The 17,102-nt window shown below is 62.8% G+C and carries 15 protein-coding genes; 7 read left to right on the top strand and 8 right to left on the bottom strand.

From position 1 onward, the window contains the following. Positions 1-5: 5 nt before the first annotated feature. Positions 6-2,171: a methylmalonyl-CoA mutase gene (gene scpA, locus BM408_RS06815; protein WP_092128214.1), complete on the bottom strand. Its 2,166-nt coding sequence runs from the start codon at positions 2,169-2,171 to the stop codon at positions 6-8. Between the two features lie 229 nt (positions 2,172-2,400). Between scpA and BM408_RS06820 the strand changes: the two genes are divergently transcribed. Next, the gene (locus BM408_RS06820) at positions 2,401-3,036 is read left to right on the top strand and encodes a GntR family transcriptional regulator (protein ID WP_092128551.1); all 636 of its coding nucleotides are present in this window, start codon (positions 2,401-2,403) and stop codon (positions 3,034-3,036) included. On the opposite strand, the gene BM408_RS06825 is transcribed toward BM408_RS06820, so the two are convergent. Further along, on the bottom strand, positions 3,008-3,943 hold the full coding sequence (locus BM408_RS06825) for a DMT family transporter (protein ID WP_092128216.1): 936 nt from the start codon (positions 3,941-3,943) through the stop codon (positions 3,008-3,010). The two genes, BM408_RS06820 and BM408_RS06825, sit on opposite strands and share 29 nt — an antisense overlap. Next, positions 3,936-5,030 (bottom strand): tRNA dihydrouridine(20/20a) synthase DusA, encoded by a 1,095-nt coding sequence (gene dusA / locus BM408_RS06830; protein WP_092128553.1) that lies wholly within the window; start codon positions 5,028-5,030, stop codon positions 3,936-3,938. The genes BM408_RS06825 and dusA overlap by 8 nt, the downstream gene beginning before the upstream one ends. Positions 5,031-5,232: 202 nt before the next feature. Between dusA and BM408_RS06835 the strand changes: the two genes are divergently transcribed. The 5 genes from BM408_RS06835 to BM408_RS06855 all read left to right on the top strand — a co-directional run bounded on the left by BM408_RS06835 (position 5,233) and on the right by BM408_RS06855 (position 9,837). Further along, positions 5,233-7,098, top strand: a complete 1,866-nt coding sequence (locus BM408_RS06835) for a M14 family metallopeptidase (RefSeq protein WP_092128218.1) — start codon at positions 5,233-5,235, stop codon at positions 7,096-7,098. Positions 7,099-7,416: 318 nt separating this feature from the next. Further along, positions 7,417-7,812, top strand: a complete 396-nt coding sequence (locus tag BM408_RS06840; RefSeq protein ID WP_092128220.1) for a hypothetical protein — start codon at positions 7,417-7,419, stop codon at positions 7,810-7,812. An 88-nt stretch (positions 7,813-7,900) separates the two neighbouring features. Beyond that, entirely contained in the window at positions 7,901-8,428 is a 528-nt protein-coding gene (locus tag BM408_RS06845) for a cupin domain-containing protein (RefSeq protein WP_092128222.1), read from the top strand. A gap of 36 nt (positions 8,429-8,464) precedes the next feature. After that, the gene (locus BM408_RS06850; RefSeq protein WP_092128224.1) at positions 8,465-9,184 is read left to right on the top strand and encodes a glutathione binding-like protein; all 720 of its coding nucleotides are present in this window, start codon (positions 8,465-8,467) and stop codon (positions 9,182-9,184) included. A 32-nt stretch (positions 9,185-9,216) separates the two neighbouring features. Then, positions 9,217-9,837, top strand: coding sequence for a 2-hydroxychromene-2-carboxylate isomerase (locus tag BM408_RS06855; protein ID WP_092128226.1), 621 nt, complete (start codon positions 9,217-9,219; stop codon positions 9,835-9,837). Here the strand turns inward: BM408_RS06855 and ybaL are convergent, their stop codons facing one another. From ybaL to BM408_RS06875, 4 genes are all read right to left on the bottom strand, one after another. After that, a complete protein-coding gene (ybaL, locus tag BM408_RS06860) occupies positions 9,838-11,544 on the bottom strand; it encodes a cation:proton antiporter domain-containing protein (protein ID WP_092128228.1) in 1,707 nt (568 codons plus the stop codon). It lies immediately after the preceding gene. A 241-nt stretch (positions 11,545-11,785) separates the two neighbouring features. Further along, positions 11,786-12,523, bottom strand: coding sequence for an acetoacetyl-CoA reductase (gene phbB / locus BM408_RS06865; protein ID WP_092128230.1), 738 nt, complete (start codon positions 12,521-12,523; stop codon positions 11,786-11,788). A gap of 146 nt (positions 12,524-12,669) precedes the next feature. Beyond that, positions 12,670-13,848 carry an acetyl-CoA C-acetyltransferase gene (locus BM408_RS06870; RefSeq protein WP_092128232.1) on the bottom strand — a complete coding sequence of 393 codons (1,179 nt, stop codon included), beginning with the start codon at positions 13,846-13,848 and terminating at the stop codon, positions 12,670-12,672. Positions 13,849-13,941: 93 nt separating this feature from the next. Next, positions 13,942-15,699: a PHA/PHB synthase family protein gene (locus tag BM408_RS06875; protein ID WP_092128234.1), complete on the bottom strand. Its 1,758-nt coding sequence runs from the start codon at positions 15,697-15,699 to the stop codon at positions 13,942-13,944. Positions 15,700-15,714: 15 nt separating this feature from the next. Between BM408_RS06875 and BM408_RS06880 the strand changes: the two genes are divergently transcribed. Next, positions 15,715-16,092, top strand: coding sequence for a hypothetical protein (locus tag BM408_RS06880; protein WP_371326994.1), 378 nt, complete (start codon positions 15,715-15,717; stop codon positions 16,090-16,092). A 10-nt stretch (positions 16,093-16,102) separates the two neighbouring features. Here BM408_RS06880 and BM408_RS06885 read toward each other — a convergent pair whose 3' ends face one another. Beyond that, positions 16,103-17,032, bottom strand: a complete 930-nt coding sequence (locus BM408_RS06885; protein ID WP_371326996.1) for a LysR family transcriptional regulator — start codon at positions 17,030-17,032, stop codon at positions 16,103-16,105. Between the last annotated feature and the right edge of the window lie 70 nt (positions 17,033-17,102).

Raw genomic sequence — 17,102 nt, forward strand, 5'->3', positions numbered from 1 at the left:
CACGCTCACTTCGCCACAGCAGCGCGAATCTGTTCCAGCACATCCTTGGCGCTGGCCGGGATAGGCGTGCCCGGACCGTAAATGCCCTTCACGCCGGCTTCGTAGAGCATCTCATAGTCCTGCCGTGGGATGACACCACCGACAAATACGATGATGTCGTCGGCGCCCTGCTTTTTGAGCTCGGCGATGATGGCCGGCACCAGCGTCTTGTGGCCGGCGGCCAATGTAGAGACGCCCACCGCATGCACATCGTTTTCAATCGCCTGGCGCGCGCATTCTTCGGGCGTCTGGAACAGCGGGCCCATGTCGACGTCAAAGCCCAGGTCGGCGAAAGCCGTGGCCACCACCTTGGCGCCGCGGTCGTGCCCGTCCTGGCCGAGCTTGGAGATCATCACGCGCGGGCGGCGGCCCTGCTCTTCAGCAAAGGCGTTGATCTCAGTCTTGAGGGTTTCCCAGCCTTCGGCCGAGTCATAAGCGGCAGCGTACACACCGGTCACCTTTTGTGTATCGGCGCGGTGGCGCCCGTAAACTTTTTCGAGGGCATCGCTGACCTCACCCACGGTGGCGCGCAGGCGCACCGCCTTGATGCTGAGGTCCAGCAGATTGCCGTTGTTATTCTCGGCCGCCGCCGTCAAGGCGTCCAGCGCGGCTTGCACCGCCGCGCTGTCGCGGCTGGCCTTGATGGCCTTGAGCCGGGTGATTTGCCCGTCGCGCACCGCCACGTTGTCGATGTCGCGTGACTCGATGGCGTCTTCGGTCTTGAGTTTGTATTTGTTGACGCCGACGATGACATCCTTGCCGCTGTCGATGCGCGCCTGCTTTTCGGCCGCGGCCGCTTCAATCTTGAGCTTGGCCCAGCCGCTATCCACGGCCTTGGTCATTCCGCCCATGGCTTCGACTTCTTCGATGATGGCCCAGGCGGCGTCGGCCATGTCCTGCGTGAGCTTTTCCATCATGTAGCTGCCGGCCCAGGGGTCGATCACATGGGGAATATGGGTTTCTTCCTGGATGATGAGCTGGGTGTTGCGGGCGATGCGGGCGCTGAACTCGGTGGGCAGCGCAATCGCTTCGTCAAACGAGTTGGTGTGCAGGCTTTGCGTGCCGCCAAACACGGCAGCCATGGCCTCGATGGTGGTGCGCACCACGTTGTTGTAAGGGTCCTGCTCGGTCAGGCTCCAGCCTGAAGTCTGGCAGTGCGTGCGCAGCATCAGGCTCTTGGGGCTCTTGGCGTTAAAGCCCTTCATGATGCGGCACCACAGCAGGCGGGCAGCGCGCATCTTGGCGACTTCGAGGTAGAAGTTCATGCCGATGGCCCAGAAAAAGCTCAGGCGCCCGGCGAACTCATCCACGTCCAGGCCTTTGCCCAGCGCGGTTTTCACATACTCTTTGCCGTCTGCCAGAGTGAAGGCCAGCTCCAGCGCCTGATTGGCGCCGGCTTCCTGCATGTGGTAACCCGAAATCGAGATCGAGTTGAACTTCGGCATGTTCTGCGCCGTGTATTCAATGATGTCGCCGATGATGCGGATACTGGGCTGGGGCGGAAAGATGTAGGTGTTGCGGACCATGAACTCCTTGAGGATGTCGTTCTGGATGGTTCCGCTCAATTTGTCCTGGCTCACGCCCTGCTCTTCGGCCGCGACCACATAGCCCGCCAGCACCGGCAACACCGCGCCGTTCATGGTCATGGAGACGCTGACCTTGTCCAGCGGGATCTGGTCGAACAGGATCTTCATGTCCTCAACCGAGTCAATCGCCACGCCGGCTTTGCCCACGTCGCCGGTCACACGCGGATGGTCACTGTCGTAGCCGCGGTGTGTGGCAAGGTCAAACGCGACCGACACACCCTGCCCGCCGGCGGCCAGCGCCTTGCGGTAGAAGGCGTTTGATTCCTCCGCTGTAGAGAAACCTGCGTACTGACGAATCGTCCAAGGACGCACCGCATACATGGTGGCCTGCGGGCCGCGGATGAAAGGCTCAAACCCCGGCAGCGTGTTGGTATGGGGAAGGTCTTTGGTGTCTTCGGCCGTATAGAGCGGTTTGACGCTGATGCCGTCCGGCGTCTGCCAGTTCAGTGCGCCCACATCGCCGCCGGGCGCCGATTTGGCTGCGGCTTTAGCCCAGGCTTCGAGGCTGGCTGCGGGAAATTCGGGTGCTTGGCTGGGCTTGAGCATGGGATGGATGGGATGGGTTTTACCGTAACGGGTCTTCACACCGGGTACCGCGATGGGAACAGCATAGGCCCGGCATGAGAGGAAGTCATGAATTTGGCCAAGTTTACATCATTTATAATTATTGATGCAAAATTCAGTTTGCGGTAAGATGCCACTTAATTAGCCTTGAGCGCTGACGGGAAGCAGCGCATCCCGAGCTTTCGCACACCCAAAAAACACCCTTATGCCCATGGCCGCCGTGTCCCTGACCCCCCGAGCACTTTACGAAGAAGTGGCGGAGCTTTTGCGCCAGCGCATCTTCAACCGCGAGCTGGTGCCGGGCAGCTGGATTGACGAGCTCAAACTGGCCGAGGAATACGGCATCAGCCGCACCCCGCTGCGCGAGGCCCTGAAAGTGCTGGCCACCGAGGGCCTGGTCACCATGAAGGTGCGGCGCGGCGCTTATGTGACCGAGGTCTCTGAGCGCGACCTGGCCGATGTGTACCACCTGCTCGCGCTGTTGGAGAGTGACGCTGCCGGCGTGGTGGCCACCCAGGCCACCGCCTCACAGTTAAAAGAACTGCAAGGCCTGCACAACGAGCTGGAAAAAGCCGCCGGCAATCGCGAACGTTTCTTCGAGATCAATGAAACCTTTCACATGCGCCTGCTGGAGATCGCCAACAACCGCTGGCGTGACCAGATGGTGGCCGATTTGCGCAAGGTAATGAAACTCAACCGCCACAACTCGCTGCTCAAAAGCGGCCGTATCGAAGAGTCATTGGCCGAACACCGCGCCATCATGCAGGCGCTGGCCGCACGCGACGCAGACGCCACCGCGCAGCGCATGCGCGAGCATTTCAGGAACGGGCTGGAAGCGGCGGCCTGACCGGCGCCGGCGGCTTGGCCGTCACCAGAAAGACGCCGGGCAGAATCAGCAAGGCGCCTATCGCGTGATGCCAGCCCAAGGGCTCACCCAGCACGCCCCAGGCCACCAGCCCCGCATACAGCGGCCCCAGGTAAAGCGACACAGCCACACGGCTGGCGCCCAGGATTTTTTGCGCCCAGCCGTAAATCCAGTAGGCGCCCAGCCCCGGCACAATCGCGGCCACCACGATCAGCCAGAGGCCATAGCCCGTGAGCGGCAAGGCATCGGGCTGCGACATTTCCCAGGCGGTCAGCGGAATCAACACCAGCGTGCCGCCTATGCAGATGGCGGCAAGGCGGGCCGTCGCGCCCAGCGGGCTGGGCCATTGTTTTTGCAGCAGCGCGTAAGCCGCCCACGACACCGTCGCAGCCACGATCCACAAATCCCCGGCGGCGAATTGCACATCGGCCAGCGCCGTCCACTGCCCTTTCACCACCACATGCACCACACCCGCGATCGCCAGCGCCACGCCCAGCCCCTGACGCACACCAAAGCGCTCACCCAGCCACAGCACGGCGCCCAGACCGATCAGCACCGGCGACGCGGAATAAATCAGTGCAATGTTCATCGCCCCGGTGGAGCGAGCGCCCTGGTACACCCAGGCGCCGCAAATCATCATGCCCAAGGTGCCCAGAATCAGGTACTGCCACCACACTTTGGCAATGTCGGCGCGCTGCCGCCAGAGTTCTGAACGGGTCAGTACCAGCAGGAAGGCCGCCACCAGGCCCCATCGCCCGAAGGCCAGCAGATAAGGGCCTATCACCCCAGGCGCCTTGCGCGCCACGATGTAGTTCACCGTCCACAGCGCCGGCACCAGCCATAGCAGGGCTAGCGCCTGCCGCGCCTGTTTCTGCGCGGTATCAGGCATCGGCCATGGCCGTAGCGTCTGCAGGCTCGTGTGGCTGCGAGGCGGGCATTTCATGCGCCATCGCCATCACGGCATGCGGCGGCACATCGCGCAGGCGGTGGTCGCTCCAGACCTGGCGCCAGCGCCGCGCACCGGGCAGGCCGTTGCGCAGGCCCAGCATGTGGCGCGCGATGGCGCTTTTGGGCGTGCCGTGCTCGGCGGCTTCGCGGACCATGTAGTCGCACATCAGCGACTCTATGTGTTCGCGCGTCAGGCTCTCCTCGGGGGCGGCGTCGCCGAAGAACTCGGTGTCCCACGACGCCAGCCACCAGGGGTTGTGATAGGCCTCGCGGCCAACCATCACGCCATCGAGCCCAGCAAGCTGCTCGGCCACCTGCGCGCTGGTGTTGATGCCGCCGTTGATACCGATGACCAGATGCGGGAATTCCTTTTTCAGCCGGTGCACCAGCTCATAGCGCAGCGGCGGCACTTCACGGTTTTCTTTGGGCGACAAACCCTTGAGCCAGGCATTGCGGGCATGCACCATAAACACCTTGCAACCAGCCTCACTGACCGTGCCCACAAAGTCGCGCACAAAGTCATAACTTTCAGCCTTGTCGATGCCGATACGGTGCTTCACAGTGACGGGCACATCCACCACATCGACCATGGCCTTGACGCAATCGGCCACTAGTTGCGGTTCGGCCATCAGGCAGGCGCCGAAGGCCCCGCGCTGCACACGCTCGCTGGGACAGCCGCAGTTGAGGTTGATCTCGTCGTAGCCCCACTGCTCACCCAGCTGGGCGCAGCGGGCCAGATCGGCGGGCTCGCTGCCGCCAAGTTGCAGTGCCACCGGATGCTCTTCCGCGTTAAAGCGCAGGTGGCGTTCCACATCGCCATGAATCAGCGCGCCGGTAGTCACCATTTCGGTATAGAGCAGGGCATTGCGCGACAGCAAGCGATGGAAGTGCCGGCAATGCCTGTCGGTCCAGTCCATCATCGGCGCCACACTCAGGCGCCAGAAATCGCCGGAGAAATCACCGGATGCAGGCGTGCCGGCGCCTGTCGGGCGCAGAAGCGAAATCGGGGGGGCGGACTGGGCAGGCATGAGGCATTTTCCCAGAAAGAGCGCCATCCGGCCCGGGTGGGGTTTTGCACCGTAACAGGCTGCTTACGAACTCTGCCGAAATAGCCCCGCTTGTCACGCCGCCGCACCACCGTGCAGGTAACATGAGCAGTCACGCCACGAGATCAAACCGTGCCCCCGATACAGGAATGAGGAACAGGACTTCAAAAGGATGAAAAGGACGATGACAATGACGCGCCCCCTCCCGATAGCCTCTCACGCGTTGCTTATTCCCCGCCCCATCATTCGTGTGCGCCCTCTTGCCGTGATGGCGCCCCTGGTTTTGCTGGCCGCTTGCGCATCGACGCCCCTGCCGCCCTGGACACCAGCCGCTCTGCCCGGCCCCGCCGCGAGCGCGCCAGCCCCCGCTCCTGCGGCGCCCGCTGCACAGCGCCCGGCGCCGGCAGTGGTCCAGGTGACGCCGGTTGCCCCCGTGGCGCCGGCCGCCCTGCCCTCATCACCTGTCTCGCCTGCATCCCCTGTATCACCTGCCGCCGACCAGGCCGCTCCCTACAGCGCCGCGGTGGCCGCCCGTTTCCCCGCGCCTTCCGTGACCTACAACACACCGGGGCTGCAACCCGGACGCACCACGTTCACCAGCCAGGCCGAGATTCAGGGCTGGCTGCGCGAGCAGGCGGCGGCCGCATCGCGTTCACCCGGCGTGCGGGCGAGCGTATTGCCGATCGGCCGCTCGCAGCGCGGTGAGGCTCTGGAGGCGCTGGTGCTGACCCGCGCAGGCGGCACAGACCCCGCCGTACTGCAGGCCGCGGGCAAACCCACGGTGTTGCTGGTCGGCCAGCAGCATGGCGATGAGCCCGCCGGCAGCGAGGCGCTGCTGGTCATTGCGCGTGAGCTCGCGCAGGGCCTGCTGTCACCCGTGCTGGAACGCATCAACGTCGTGATCGTTCCACGCGCCAACCCGGACGGCGCGGCCAGCGACCAGCGCGCCACCACCGGCGGGCTGGACATGAACCGCGACCACCTGCTGCTCAACACGCCCGAAGCCCAGGCGCTGGCCCGGCTGGCGCGCGACTACAGCCCGACCGTGGTGGTGGATGCCCATGAATACACCGTGGTGGGCCGCTACCTGCAAAAGTTCGGCACGGTGCAGAAGTTCGACGCGCTGTTCCAGTACGCCACCACCGCCAACCTGCCCGAGTTTTTGACCAAGGCGTCCGAAGAGTGGTACCGCCGCCCGCTGCTGGCGGCGCTCAAGAGCCAGAACCTCAGCACCGAGTGGTACTACACCACGTCCAGCGATCTGGCCGACAAAAAAATCTCCATGGGCGGCACGCAGCCGGACACCGGCCGCAATGTGAATGGCCTGAAAAACGCCGTGAGCCTGCTGATCGAGACGCGTGGCGTCGGAATAGGCCGCCTGCATATCCAGCGGCGCGTGCACACCCATGTCACCGCCATCACCAGTGTGCTGGCCAGCACCGCGCAGCGCGCCAACGAGCTGCACCAGCTGCGACCTTACCTCGACAAGGAAGTCGCCGCCCAGGCCTGCAAAGAGCAAGCCGTCGTCGAAGCCGGCGCCACGGCAGCCCAGTACGACCTGATCATGCTGGACCCTGTGACAGGTGCCGACAGATCCCTCTCCGTCGACTGGGACTCCGCGCTGGCGTTGCGCAACCTCAAGTCACGTGCGCGCCCTTGCGGCTACTGGCTGTCGGCGGCGTCCACCGTGGCTGTGGACAGGCTGCGTCTGCATGGCGTGCAAGTCATGCGCGTGGCCGAGCAAGGCTCCATGCTGGGTGACAGCTATCGCGAAACCTCCAGCACCTCCGGAGAGCGCCAGGACGTGCGCGGCGCGATTGCTGACGCCAACGCCATCATCAAGGTGCAGGTCAGCCTGACACGCGGCGTGGTCGACGTGCCGCGCGGCAGCTACTACGTGCCCCTCAACCAGCCCATGGCCAACCTGGTGCTGGCGGCGCTTGAGCCCGACACCCAGAGCAGCTTTTTCGCCAACCAGATCGTGCGCGGCTTGCAAAGCACGGTGCGTGTGATGGCTGAGCCGACCGTGAAGCTCGAAGAAATCAATTAAGCCCCCACGGTCATTCACTGCGTGTAATTCCCTGCCCCCCACGGGGGCCGCCCGCCCTGCGGCCCGGCAAAGCCGGTTCCGCGGCTCATGCTGGGTTGAAGATTTCAATGAGCACTACCAGTGGGTGCCGCGGGACTGGCTTTGCCAGACCGCAGGCACCGCCCCCTTGAGGGGGGAACAGGCTACACGCAGTGAGCCTGGACGGGGGGGATTGACGTTCACGTCTTACAGGAAGAGGATGTAAACGCTGACCGGAAATTCCCCCTTTCCGCGCCTTAATGATTCGTTGAAGCAACGCAATCCATGAAAGGACTCGCCATGAAGCACTTTGAACTGACCAAAAAAATGCTCAGTATGGGCGGTGTGTTTTATCCCACCGGCTACGCCTTCATCATGTTCCCGGACCCGGACGATGCCAGACAAGTGGCCCATGAACTTGAAGTGGCCAGCGACGGCGTGATGCTGCTGACACCGGACGAGATCATCGACAGCATCAGCCATGCGGACGGCCATTCGGATGTGCGCCTGCCGCGCGTCGGCACCGAGGGCGCGACCGTGCACAAGTACGTGGACCTGGCGCGGGAAGGCCACCATGCGCTGATGATTCCTGTGCCCAATAAGGACACCACGGAACGCATCATGGCGGTGGTGCGCAGGGTTCCTTTTTCTTATGCCCAGAAGTACCACAGCCTGGCTATCGAAGACCTGGAATAAACACCCGAAGTCAAGCCTGTCCCCCACGGGTCAACGGGCAATCGCCGCTGATTGAAAGCCCTGGCGGCTTTGAGGCACACTGCGCCTCATGCCTCTGCCCAGCAATGCCATTCCTCCAAGCACACCCCGCGCCCTGCAACTAATCGAACAGCTGCAACTCCAGCCCCATCCCGAAGGCGGCTGGTACCGCGAGGTGTTCCGCTCCCGGAAGCAGGTCATGCCGCAGGACGGCCGGCCCGCGCGCAACGCGCTGACCTCCATCTATTTTTTGCTCGAAGCCGGGCAGCACTCACGCTGGCACCGCGTGCTGTCCGATGAGGTTTGGGTCCACCTGGAGGGTGCGCCGGTGGACCTCTGGATCTGGGACGCAACGGACAGCACACTGAGCCGCACGACGCTAGGGCCTGTCAACGCGGTCACCACCCCCCAACACATCGTGCCCGCCGGCTTGTGGCAGGCCGCAAGGCCAGTACCGGCCGACACCGCAGGCTACACCCTCGTCGCCTGCACGGTGGGGCCGGGCTTTGACTTCTCGGACTTCCGGATGATGGAGCCCGGCGGCAGCGAAGCGCTGCGAATCGCCGCCGACCATCCGTCGCTGGCGCCACTGATCTAGCGCTCAATACATCTCACGCATTCACCAGGATTTTTCATGATTGACCTGCACTATTGGCCCACCCCCAACGGATGGAAAATTTCCATCATGCTCGAAGAGTGCGGCCTGCCCTACCGGCTGCTTCCCGTGAACATCGGCAAGGGTGAACAGTTCGCGCCGGAGTTTCTGGCCATCAGCCCCAACAACCGCATGCCGGCCATTGTTGACCATGAACCCGCCGGCGGCGGCGCGCCCGTGGCGGTGTTTGAAAGCGGCGCCATCCTCATGTACCTGGCTGAAAAGACCGGCCGCTTTCTGCCCAACGAGCTGCGCGAGCGCTACCAGGCCATGCAGTGGCTGATGTGGCAGATGGGCGGGCTGGGCCCCATGGCGGGGCAAAACGGCCACTTCCTTTTGTATGCACCCGACAAAATCCCCTACGCCATTGAGCGCTACGGCAAAGAAGTCGACCGCCTTTACGGCGTGCTCGATGCACAGCTGGCGCGCACCGGCGCGCATGTGGCCGGCGACGGCTATTCGATTGCCGACATGGCTATCTTCCCCTGGGTGCGCACGCACAAGGCCCAGCAGGTAGACCTGCAAAAATTTCCCCATGTGCAGCGCTGGTACGACGCCCTGTTTGAGAGGCCGGCCGTCAAGCGCGGGCTGGACCTGGGCAAGGAACTGCGTGCACCGGCACTGACCGAAGAAGCGCGCAAGGCCTTGTTCGGCCAGACTGCACAAAGCGTGCGGGACGGCGCGCACAAGGTTTCCTGACTTCCCTTTCTCCCCTTAAAAACGAGACATCCATGATTGAATTCTTCTTCGACTGCTCCAGCCCCTGGACTTACATCGCCTTTCGCAATATCCAGCCCATGGCGGCTGAACTCGGCGAAACCATTCGCTGGCGGCCTGTGCTGGTTGGGGGCATCTTCAACAGCGTCAACAAGGGCGTTTACGCCGCGCGGGAAGACATGAACTCGCCGAAGAACCGCTACATGCTCAAGGATGTGCAGGACAGCGCGCGCGAAGCGGGCCTGAAGATCGCCTTCCCGCCCAAGGTTTTTCCGGTCAATAGCGTCAAAGCCATGCGCGGCTGCCTGTGGATTGCGCAGGATGCCGCGGCGCAGCCGCACTACCTTGAATTTGTCGAAGCCACCTTCGCGGCTTATTTCACCCGCGAAGAAGACATCTCGCAGGACGAAGTGCTGGCCGCCATCTGCCGCCAGACCGGCATTGACGCCGATGCATTTCTGGCGGGCATTGCACAGCCCGATATCAAGGAGCAGCTCAAGGCCAATACCGATGAAGCCATCCGCCGCGGCGCATTCGGTTCACCCACCTTCTTTGTGGGCGAGGACATGTATTTCGGCAATGACAGGCTGTCGCTGGTGCGCTCGGCCGTGCTGCGGGCCAAAGCCAAAGCCTGATTAATGCGCGCCGGTTGAGGCGGCAGCCGCCGCGCGCTCCAGTACATGACGCGTCATCGACTGGGCCAACTCGTGCTCGCCGAGGAACACCTTGCCGGCCTTCTCGTTGTCCAGCAAGCGCGCTTCGGCCTCGTTGTGGGTACGCACAACGGTTTCGATGCCGGGGTTAAGCGCCCGCGCCGTCGCCACAATCTGCCGCACATCCAGTGTGTCGGGCGTGGCGATCACCAGCATGCGCGCCTGCGCGATGTGGGCCTGAATCAGCACTTCCGCCTCGACGGCATCGCCAGACACCGCTGCCATGCCTTGCTCCCGCAGCCGCTCCACCGCTTCGCGGTTCTGTTCGGCCACCACAAAAGGAATGTGGTGGGCCTTGAGCGCGTCGGCGATGCGCCGCCCTACCCGGCCGTAGCCCACCAACACGACATGGTGTGACAAATACTTCTCGTCCGTTGTAGCCGGAAGCTCGGCCATCGGGTCGTCGCGCGCCTCCAGCTTGCGGGCCAGCGGCGATTTGGCCAGTATCCACTTCTGCAGCGGCTCGACCGACTTGAAAACCAGTTCGTTGAGTGCGATCGAGATCAGCGCACCCGCCAGCACCAGGCTTTGGCCCTCGGGCGGCAGCAGGCCCAATGAAGCGCCCAGGCCCACCAGGATGAATGAGAACTCGCCGATTTGCGCCAGGCTCGCGGAGACCGTCAAGGCCGTGTTCAGCGGGTAGCGAAAGGCCATCACCAGCACGCCGGCCGCGAGCGTCTTGCCGACGATGATGATGCCGACCACCGCCAGCACCTGCAGCGGCCGCTCCACCAGAACCCAGGGGTCGAACAGCATGCCGACCGAGACAAAAAACAGCACGGCAAAAGCGTCGCGCAGCGGCAGCGACTCTTCCGCCGCCCGGTGGCTGAACTCTGACTCACGCATCACCATACCGGCAAAGAAGGCGCCCAGCGCAAACGACACACCAAAGAGCGCTGTCGCGCCGAAGGCAATGCTCACAGCAGCCGCCACCACGCACAAGGTAAACAGCTCGCGCGAGCCGGTGCGCTGCACCTGCCACAGCACCCACGGGAAGAAGCGGCGCCCCACCACCAGCATCAGGGCGACAAAACCTCCCACCTGCAACAGCGTGACGCCCAGGGTCTTCCACAGCTCGTTGACGTCCGCATTGGTCTTGCCCGACAGCCATCCACCCAGCGGCGGAAGCAGCACCAGCACCAGCACCATGGCCAGGTCTTCCACCACCAGCCAGCCGACCGCGATGCGCCCATTGACAGAGTCCAGGATGCCGCGGCTTTCAAGCGCGCGAAGCAGCACCACCGTGCTGGCCACCGACAGCGAGAGGCCGAACACCAGCGCACCGCCCAGGTTCCAGCCCCACCAGTGCGCCAGGCCCATGCCCAGCGCTGTGGCAACCGTCATCTGGACGACAGCGCCGGGTATGGCGATCTTGCGTACCGCCAGCAGGTCATCCAGTGAAAAGTGCAGGCCCACACCGAACATCAGCAGCATCACGCCGATTTCTGCGAGCTGGCTGGCGATCTCGGCATCCGCCACAAAGCCGGGCGTGAACGGCCCGATGATCACGCCCGCCAGCAGATAACCGACCAGCGCAGGCAGGCGAAGCCGAACGGCAAGAAAGCCAAAAATCAGGGCGAGGCCAAGGCCCGCGGCGATGGTGCTGATCAAAGAGACGCTATGGGGCATGCGAAAGGGATTCCTTTAAAAAGCGGTTAAGAGCCCGTCAAGACTCCAAGGAAGGCCTGCGACGCAGCCCGGCAAGCAGGCTGTCCCCGTAGAACACGTTTCTTTAATTTACTACAGTTGCCTCTTGGGCCCTCACAAAAAATCCCCACGGCATTGCAGGGTGTTCGCATCCATATCGCGAACGCTGCACATAAAAAAACCCGCCTGAGCGGGTTTTTGGCAAGCGCGCAGAACCCTGCGCTCAGCCCATATGCAAGCCGCCGTTGAGCGAGAAGTCCGCGCCGGTGGCGTAGCCGCCTTCGTCAGAGGCGATCCAGGAAATGATGGACGCGATTTCTTCAGGCTGGCCAAGCCGCTTGGCCGGCACGCCTGCCACGATCTTTTCCAGCACATCGGGGCGAATGGCCTTGACCATGTCGGTGCCGATATAGCCCGGGCTCACGGTGTTGACGGTCACACCCTTGGAGGCGACTTCTTGCGCCAGCGCCATGGTAAAGCCGTGCAGGCCAGCCTTGGCGGTGGAGTAGTTCACCTGGCCGAACTGGCCCTTCTGGCCGTTGACCGACGAGATGTTGATGATGCGGCCGAAGCCGGCTTCGATCATGCCTTCAATGACCTGCTTGGTCACATTGAACATGCTGTTGAGGTTGGTGGAAATCACCGCGTCCCAGTCGGCCTTGCTCATCTTGCGGAACTGGCCGTCACGCGTGATGCCGGCGTTGTTGACCAGCACCGCCACGGGGCCATGCTCGGCCTTGACCTTGTCGAAAGCGGCCACGGTGGAGTCCCAGTCGCCCACATTGCCCACCGAGGCGTAGAAGGTGTGGCCCAGGGCTTTCTGCTCGTCAAGCCACTTGGTGTAGTCGCGCGTGGGGCCGCAACCCGCCACCACGGTATACCCGTCTTTGTCCAGCCGCTGGCAGATGGCGGTTCCGATGCCGCCCATACCACCCGTGACGTACGCTACTTTCTTTGCCATAACTCTCTCCTTGATTTTGTGAATTCTTAAAACCGTTGAATTTCTTGAACGCTTGAACTATTTGAGCTGCCTTCTTGCGGTGCGCTATTGATTTAATAGCTGCTTACGCACAATTCATGCCCGCCAGAGGCTGTTCTACCTGATATTCAGCGTTCCAGTGTGAGGGCAACCCCCATGCCACCGCCAATGCACAGGCTGGCGATGCCTTTTTTCGCATCGCGTTTGGCCATCTCATGCAGCAAAGTCACCAGGATGCGGCAACCGGACGCGCCAATGGGGTGGCCGATGGCAATCGCACCGCCGTTCACATTGACCTTGCTGGTGTCCCAGCCCATTTCCTTGTTGACCGCGCAGGCCTGCGCCGCAAAGGCTTCATTGATTTCCAGCAGGTCCAGGTCTTGCGCCTTCCAGCCGGCGCGCTGCAGGGCCTTGGTGGATGCGGGAACCGGGCCCATGCCCATGTAGGCGGGGTCCAGGCCCGTGGTGGCGTAGCTGGCAATGCGCGCCAGCGGCTTGAGGCCCAGGGCCGCAGCCTTTTTGGCCGTCATCACCATCACGGCGGCCGCGCCGTCGTTCAGACCCGATGCATTGCCGGCCGTCACACCGCCGGCCTTGTCAAACGCCGGGCGCAGGCCCGCCAGGCCTTCGGCGCTGGTCTTGCGGTTAATGAATTCGTCAGCGGCAAACACCACCGGGTCGCCCTTTTTCTGGGGAATGGTGATGGGGATGATTTCATCCTTGAACTTGCCGGCGTCTTGCGCGGCCGCGGCTTTGGTCTGGCTGGCCAGGGCCAAGGCGTCCTGCGCTGCACGGTCAATGTTGTATTTCTTGGCCACGTTTTCGGCGGTGATGCCCATGTGGTACTGGTTGTAAACGTCCCACAGACCGTCGACGATCATGGAGTCGATCATCTTCCAGTCACCCATGCGCTGGCCGTCGCGCGAACCGTTGAGCACGTGCGGAGCAGCGCTCATGTTTTCCTGGCCGCCGGCGATCACGATTTCGCTGTCGCCCGTGGCCACAGCCTGCGCCGCCAGCATGACGGACTTCAGGCCCGAACCGCAGACCGCGTTGATGGTCAGGCCAGGAATGCCGTTGGGGAAACCTGCCTTGATGACAGCCTGGCGCGCCGGGTTCTGGCCCACACCGGCCGTCAGCACCTGGCCCAGGATGACTTCGCCCAGTTGGTCGGCGCTCAGGCCCGAACGCTCCAGCACGCCCTTGATGACTGCGGCGCCGAGTTCAGTGGCCGGAATCTTGGCCAGCGAGCCGCCGAATTTGCCCACTGCGGTACGGCCGGCTGCAACGATAACGATGTCTTCCATGATGTGTTCCCTTTTTAAAGTTTCTGAATGCGGTCTTGAAGAATGCTTTGGCTGAGGTGTTGCCTGAAGTGCTGCCCGGATGGCAAATCCGGCTCAGGCCTTGGCCTTGACGTAGCGGCCCGGTGCGGCCTCGATGACTTTGTGCTGGCGGTTGCCATAGGTTTTGGGCGCAGCAATTTGCTTGCCAGCGTGCCCTTTTAGCCAGGCCGACCAGTCCGTCCACCAGCTGCCCGGGTGTTCCGTCGCGCCTTTGAGCCACTCAGCCTGCGTGGCCGGAAATTTGCCTTGCGGCAGCTTGTCGTTGGTCCAGTAGCTGCGCTTTTTCTTGGCCGGCGGGTTAATCACGCCGGCGATATGGCCCGACGCGCCCATGACAAAACGCTTCTTGCCCGGCAGATGCTGGGTAGACGCGTAGGCGCCGCCAATCGGCACGATATGGTCTTCGCGTGAGCCGTAGAGGTAAACGGGAATGTCGACCTTGCGCAAATCCACTTTCTGGCCGCACACCACGGCTTTGCCGGGTTTGATCAGGTTGTTTTCAAAGTAGGTATTGCGCAGGTACCAGGCATAAAAAGGCCCGGGCAGGTTGGTCGAATCGCTGTTCCAGTAGAGCAGGTCAAAGGGCGGCGGGGTTTCGCCCTTGAGGTAATTGCCGACCACGTAGTTCCACACCAGGTCATTGGGGCGCAAAAAGCTGAAGGTGGACGCGAGGTCTTGCCCCTTGAGCAAACCGCCCTGCCCCATCTCGGCCTCACGGTACTTGACTGAGGTTTCGTCGATGAAGATGTCGAGGATGCCGGTGTCGGTGAAGTCAAGAAAAGATGTGAGTAGGGTCGCGCTGGCCACCGGCTTTTTACCCCGCGCTGCCAGCACCGACAGCGCCGTACCGAGGATGGTGCCGCCCACGCAGAAGCCGAGCGCATTGAGCGTTTTGGCGCCGGTGATTTCCTGCACCACGTCAATCGCCTTGATGGCGGCGTGCTCGATGTAGTCGTCCCAGGTCTTGCCGGCCATGGACTCGTCGGGGTTGCGCCAGCTGACCACAAAGGTGCGATGGCCTTCGCTCACCGCATAACGAATGAGTGAGTTCTCGGGTTGCAGGTCGAGGATGTAGAACTTGTTGATGCAGGGCGGGATCAGCAGGAAAGGCTTTTCATACACCTTGGCCGTGAGCGGTTTGTACTCCAGCAGCTGGAAAAATTCGTTTTCAAAAACCACCGCGCCTTCGGTCGTGGCGACGTTTTTTCCGACCTCGAACACGCTTTCGTCGGTCATCGACACATGGCCCTGCTTCATGTCGTGCAGCAGGTTGGTGATGCCCTGGGCAATGCTTTCGCCGCGACTGTCGATGGCTTTTTGCTGGGCTTCGGCGTTGAGCGCCAGGAAGTTGCTGGGCGCCGTGGCCGCCATCCATTGCTCAACCGCAAAGCGCACACGTGCACGGGTTTTGGCATCGGCCTGCACGGCTTCGGCCATCTCCATCAAGGTGCGGGCATTCAGCAAATAGGCGGATGCGGAAAATTTGGAGACCGGGTTGGCCTTCCAGGCGTCGCCGGAGAAACGGCGGTCGGAGGACACCAGGGTGTCTGCGCCGTCTTGCAGGCCCTGGTTCCACAGGGCGGAGGCGTCGGCGATGTAGCGCTGCTGCAGTTCCTGGAGTTTGGCCGGGTCGAACTGCAGGGGCGGCTGGGCCTGGCCCGCTTGAAACGCGTCTGGTAATGTGAATCCGGTGTTGTTCAAACCGGCGCTTGCCCCGGCGTTTGCCAGGGCTCCCATGGCCTGCTGCAGGCCTGCCGCAAAGGTTTCTTGCATCTGCCGGGCCGCTTGGGCCTGCTTTGCGTCAAAATTCATCTCGTCTCCCCGATCATGTTGAGTCTCGGTGACTCTTTTGAGTACACCAACAGTATCGTAGGATTTGCATTACAAATTACCCGCCAGGCACCGGAGTTCTACGTATTTATGTATTTGATTGTCATCGCCTGGATCTACGTCGTGCTCATGATGAGCGTTGCCGAAGCCACCAACAGCACCGGCACACTTCTGGGTGCACTGGTTACCTTTGTACTCTATGGACTGGGTCCTGTGGCATTGGTGGTTTACCTGATGGGTGCGCCTGCGCGCAGCAAGGCAATCAAGAAACGCGCAGCGCAAGAACTCCTGCAGCAAACTGCAGATGCCGAAGCAGCCCGCGAAAAAGCCGCCCAAGCACCCACGGCAGACGCGCAAGAGCCACCCAAAGGCTGACAGACAGCATTCAGGCTTGCCGCGTCCGGGCCGCCTCACCGTAATGCTGCACACACAATTGCCGCGTCAGCTGCACCAAAAAGCGGCTCACGCGTGTAGCCGGCCTGGCCTTGGGCACGGCGATGCACAGGCGGTTGCGGATTTGCGGCGCATGAATGGCGGCAGTGAAAGGCGGCGTGGCATGCGTCCACTCGCGCACCGAGCTGGCCGGCAGCACGGTGGCCGCCACGCCGCGCGCCACCAGTGACAACACCGTCTTGATCGAATCGACCTCGGCCACCACCTTGAGGTTGTAGCCACGGGGTTTGGTTTCGCTTTCCAGCAACTGCCTCAAGGAGTTGGGCTTGCTGGGCAGCACCAGGGGCAGCGCTGCCACCTCAGCCAGGCGTATGCGCGCGGGCAAGGGCGTGGAGGCCATGAGCACCAGCGATTCGCGCGCCACCGTTTCAACATCGAGCAAGGGCGAGGCCGGCGGGTCAAACAGCACAGCCACGTCAAGCCGCCCCGCCACCAGGCCTTCGCGCAGGCGGATGCTCAGGCCCTCTTCCACACTGATGGCGGCATCGGGAAACTCCGCGCGAAAGCGCTCCACCAGGTCGGCCGTCATCGCATGCGCCACGCGGGGCGGCAGGCCAATGGTGATGCGGCCGCTGGGAATCAGTTGCCGCTCGCGCATGTCGGCGCGGGCCCGCTCCGCCAAATCAAAAATGCCGCGCGCATGCTGCAGCAGGGCCAGCCCTGCTGCGGTCGGCTCGGCGCCGCGGCCGGTGCGGGTCAGTAGCCGGTGGCCGGTTTCCTGCTCCAGCGTGGCGATCTGCTGGCTCAGCGCCGGCTGCGACATCACCAGCGCCGCAGCGGCCTTGCTGAAACTGCCGGCCTCGGCAACGGCCACAAAGTACTCAAGACGGCGCAGGTCGATGGCGGGCTCCCCAAAAGTCAGATTCCAGCCATTCTAAAGTCATTGTTATTTCCGATAACTGATATTCAGAATAAGACACGCCAATCCCCGT

It is taken from the genome of Polaromonas sp. YR568 (genome assembly GCF_900116715.1).
Classification (GTDB): domain Bacteria; phylum Pseudomonadota; class Gammaproteobacteria; order Burkholderiales; family Burkholderiaceae_C; genus Polaromonas.

Excerpts from the sequence above, each read along its gene's own strand:
- scpA (WP_092128214.1), bottom strand. The coding sequence starts at position 2,171 with ATGCTCAAGCCCAGCCAAGCACCCGAATTTCCCGCAGCCAGCCTCGAA.
- BM408_RS06820 (WP_092128551.1), top strand. The coding sequence starts at position 2,401 with ATGGCCGCCGTGTCCCTGACCCCCCGAGCACTTTACGAAGAAGTGGCG.
- BM408_RS06825 (WP_092128216.1), bottom strand. The coding sequence starts at position 3,943 with ATGCCTGATACCGCGCAGAAACAGGCGCGGCAGGCGCTAGCCCTGCTA.
- dusA (WP_092128553.1), bottom strand. The coding sequence starts at position 5,030 with ATGCCTGCCCAGTCCGCCCCCCCGATTTCGCTTCTGCGCCCGACAGGC.
- BM408_RS06835 (WP_092128218.1), top strand. The coding sequence starts at position 5,233 with ATGACAATGACGCGCCCCCTCCCGATAGCCTCTCACGCGTTGCTTATT.
- BM408_RS06840 (WP_092128220.1), top strand. The coding sequence starts at position 7,417 with ATGAAGCACTTTGAACTGACCAAAAAAATGCTCAGTATGGGCGGTGTG.
- BM408_RS06845 (WP_092128222.1), top strand. The coding sequence starts at position 7,901 with ATGCCTCTGCCCAGCAATGCCATTCCTCCAAGCACACCCCGCGCCCTG.
- BM408_RS06850 (WP_092128224.1), top strand. The coding sequence starts at position 8,465 with ATGATTGACCTGCACTATTGGCCCACCCCCAACGGATGGAAAATTTCC.
- BM408_RS06855 (WP_092128226.1), top strand. The coding sequence starts at position 9,217 with ATGATTGAATTCTTCTTCGACTGCTCCAGCCCCTGGACTTACATCGCC.
- ybaL (WP_092128228.1), bottom strand. The coding sequence starts at position 11,544 with ATGCCCCATAGCGTCTCTTTGATCAGCACCATCGCCGCGGGCCTTGGC.
- phbB (WP_092128230.1), bottom strand. The coding sequence starts at position 12,523 with ATGGCAAAGAAAGTAGCGTACGTCACGGGTGGTATGGGCGGCATCGGA.
- BM408_RS06870 (WP_092128232.1), bottom strand. The coding sequence starts at position 13,848 with ATGGAAGACATCGTTATCGTTGCAGCCGGCCGTACCGCAGTGGGCAAA.
- BM408_RS06875 (WP_092128234.1), bottom strand. The coding sequence starts at position 15,699 with ATGAATTTTGACGCAAAGCAGGCCCAAGCGGCCCGGCAGATGCAAGAA.
- BM408_RS06880 (WP_371326994.1), top strand. The coding sequence starts at position 15,715 with ATGTTGAGTCTCGGTGACTCTTTTGAGTACACCAACAGTATCGTAGGA.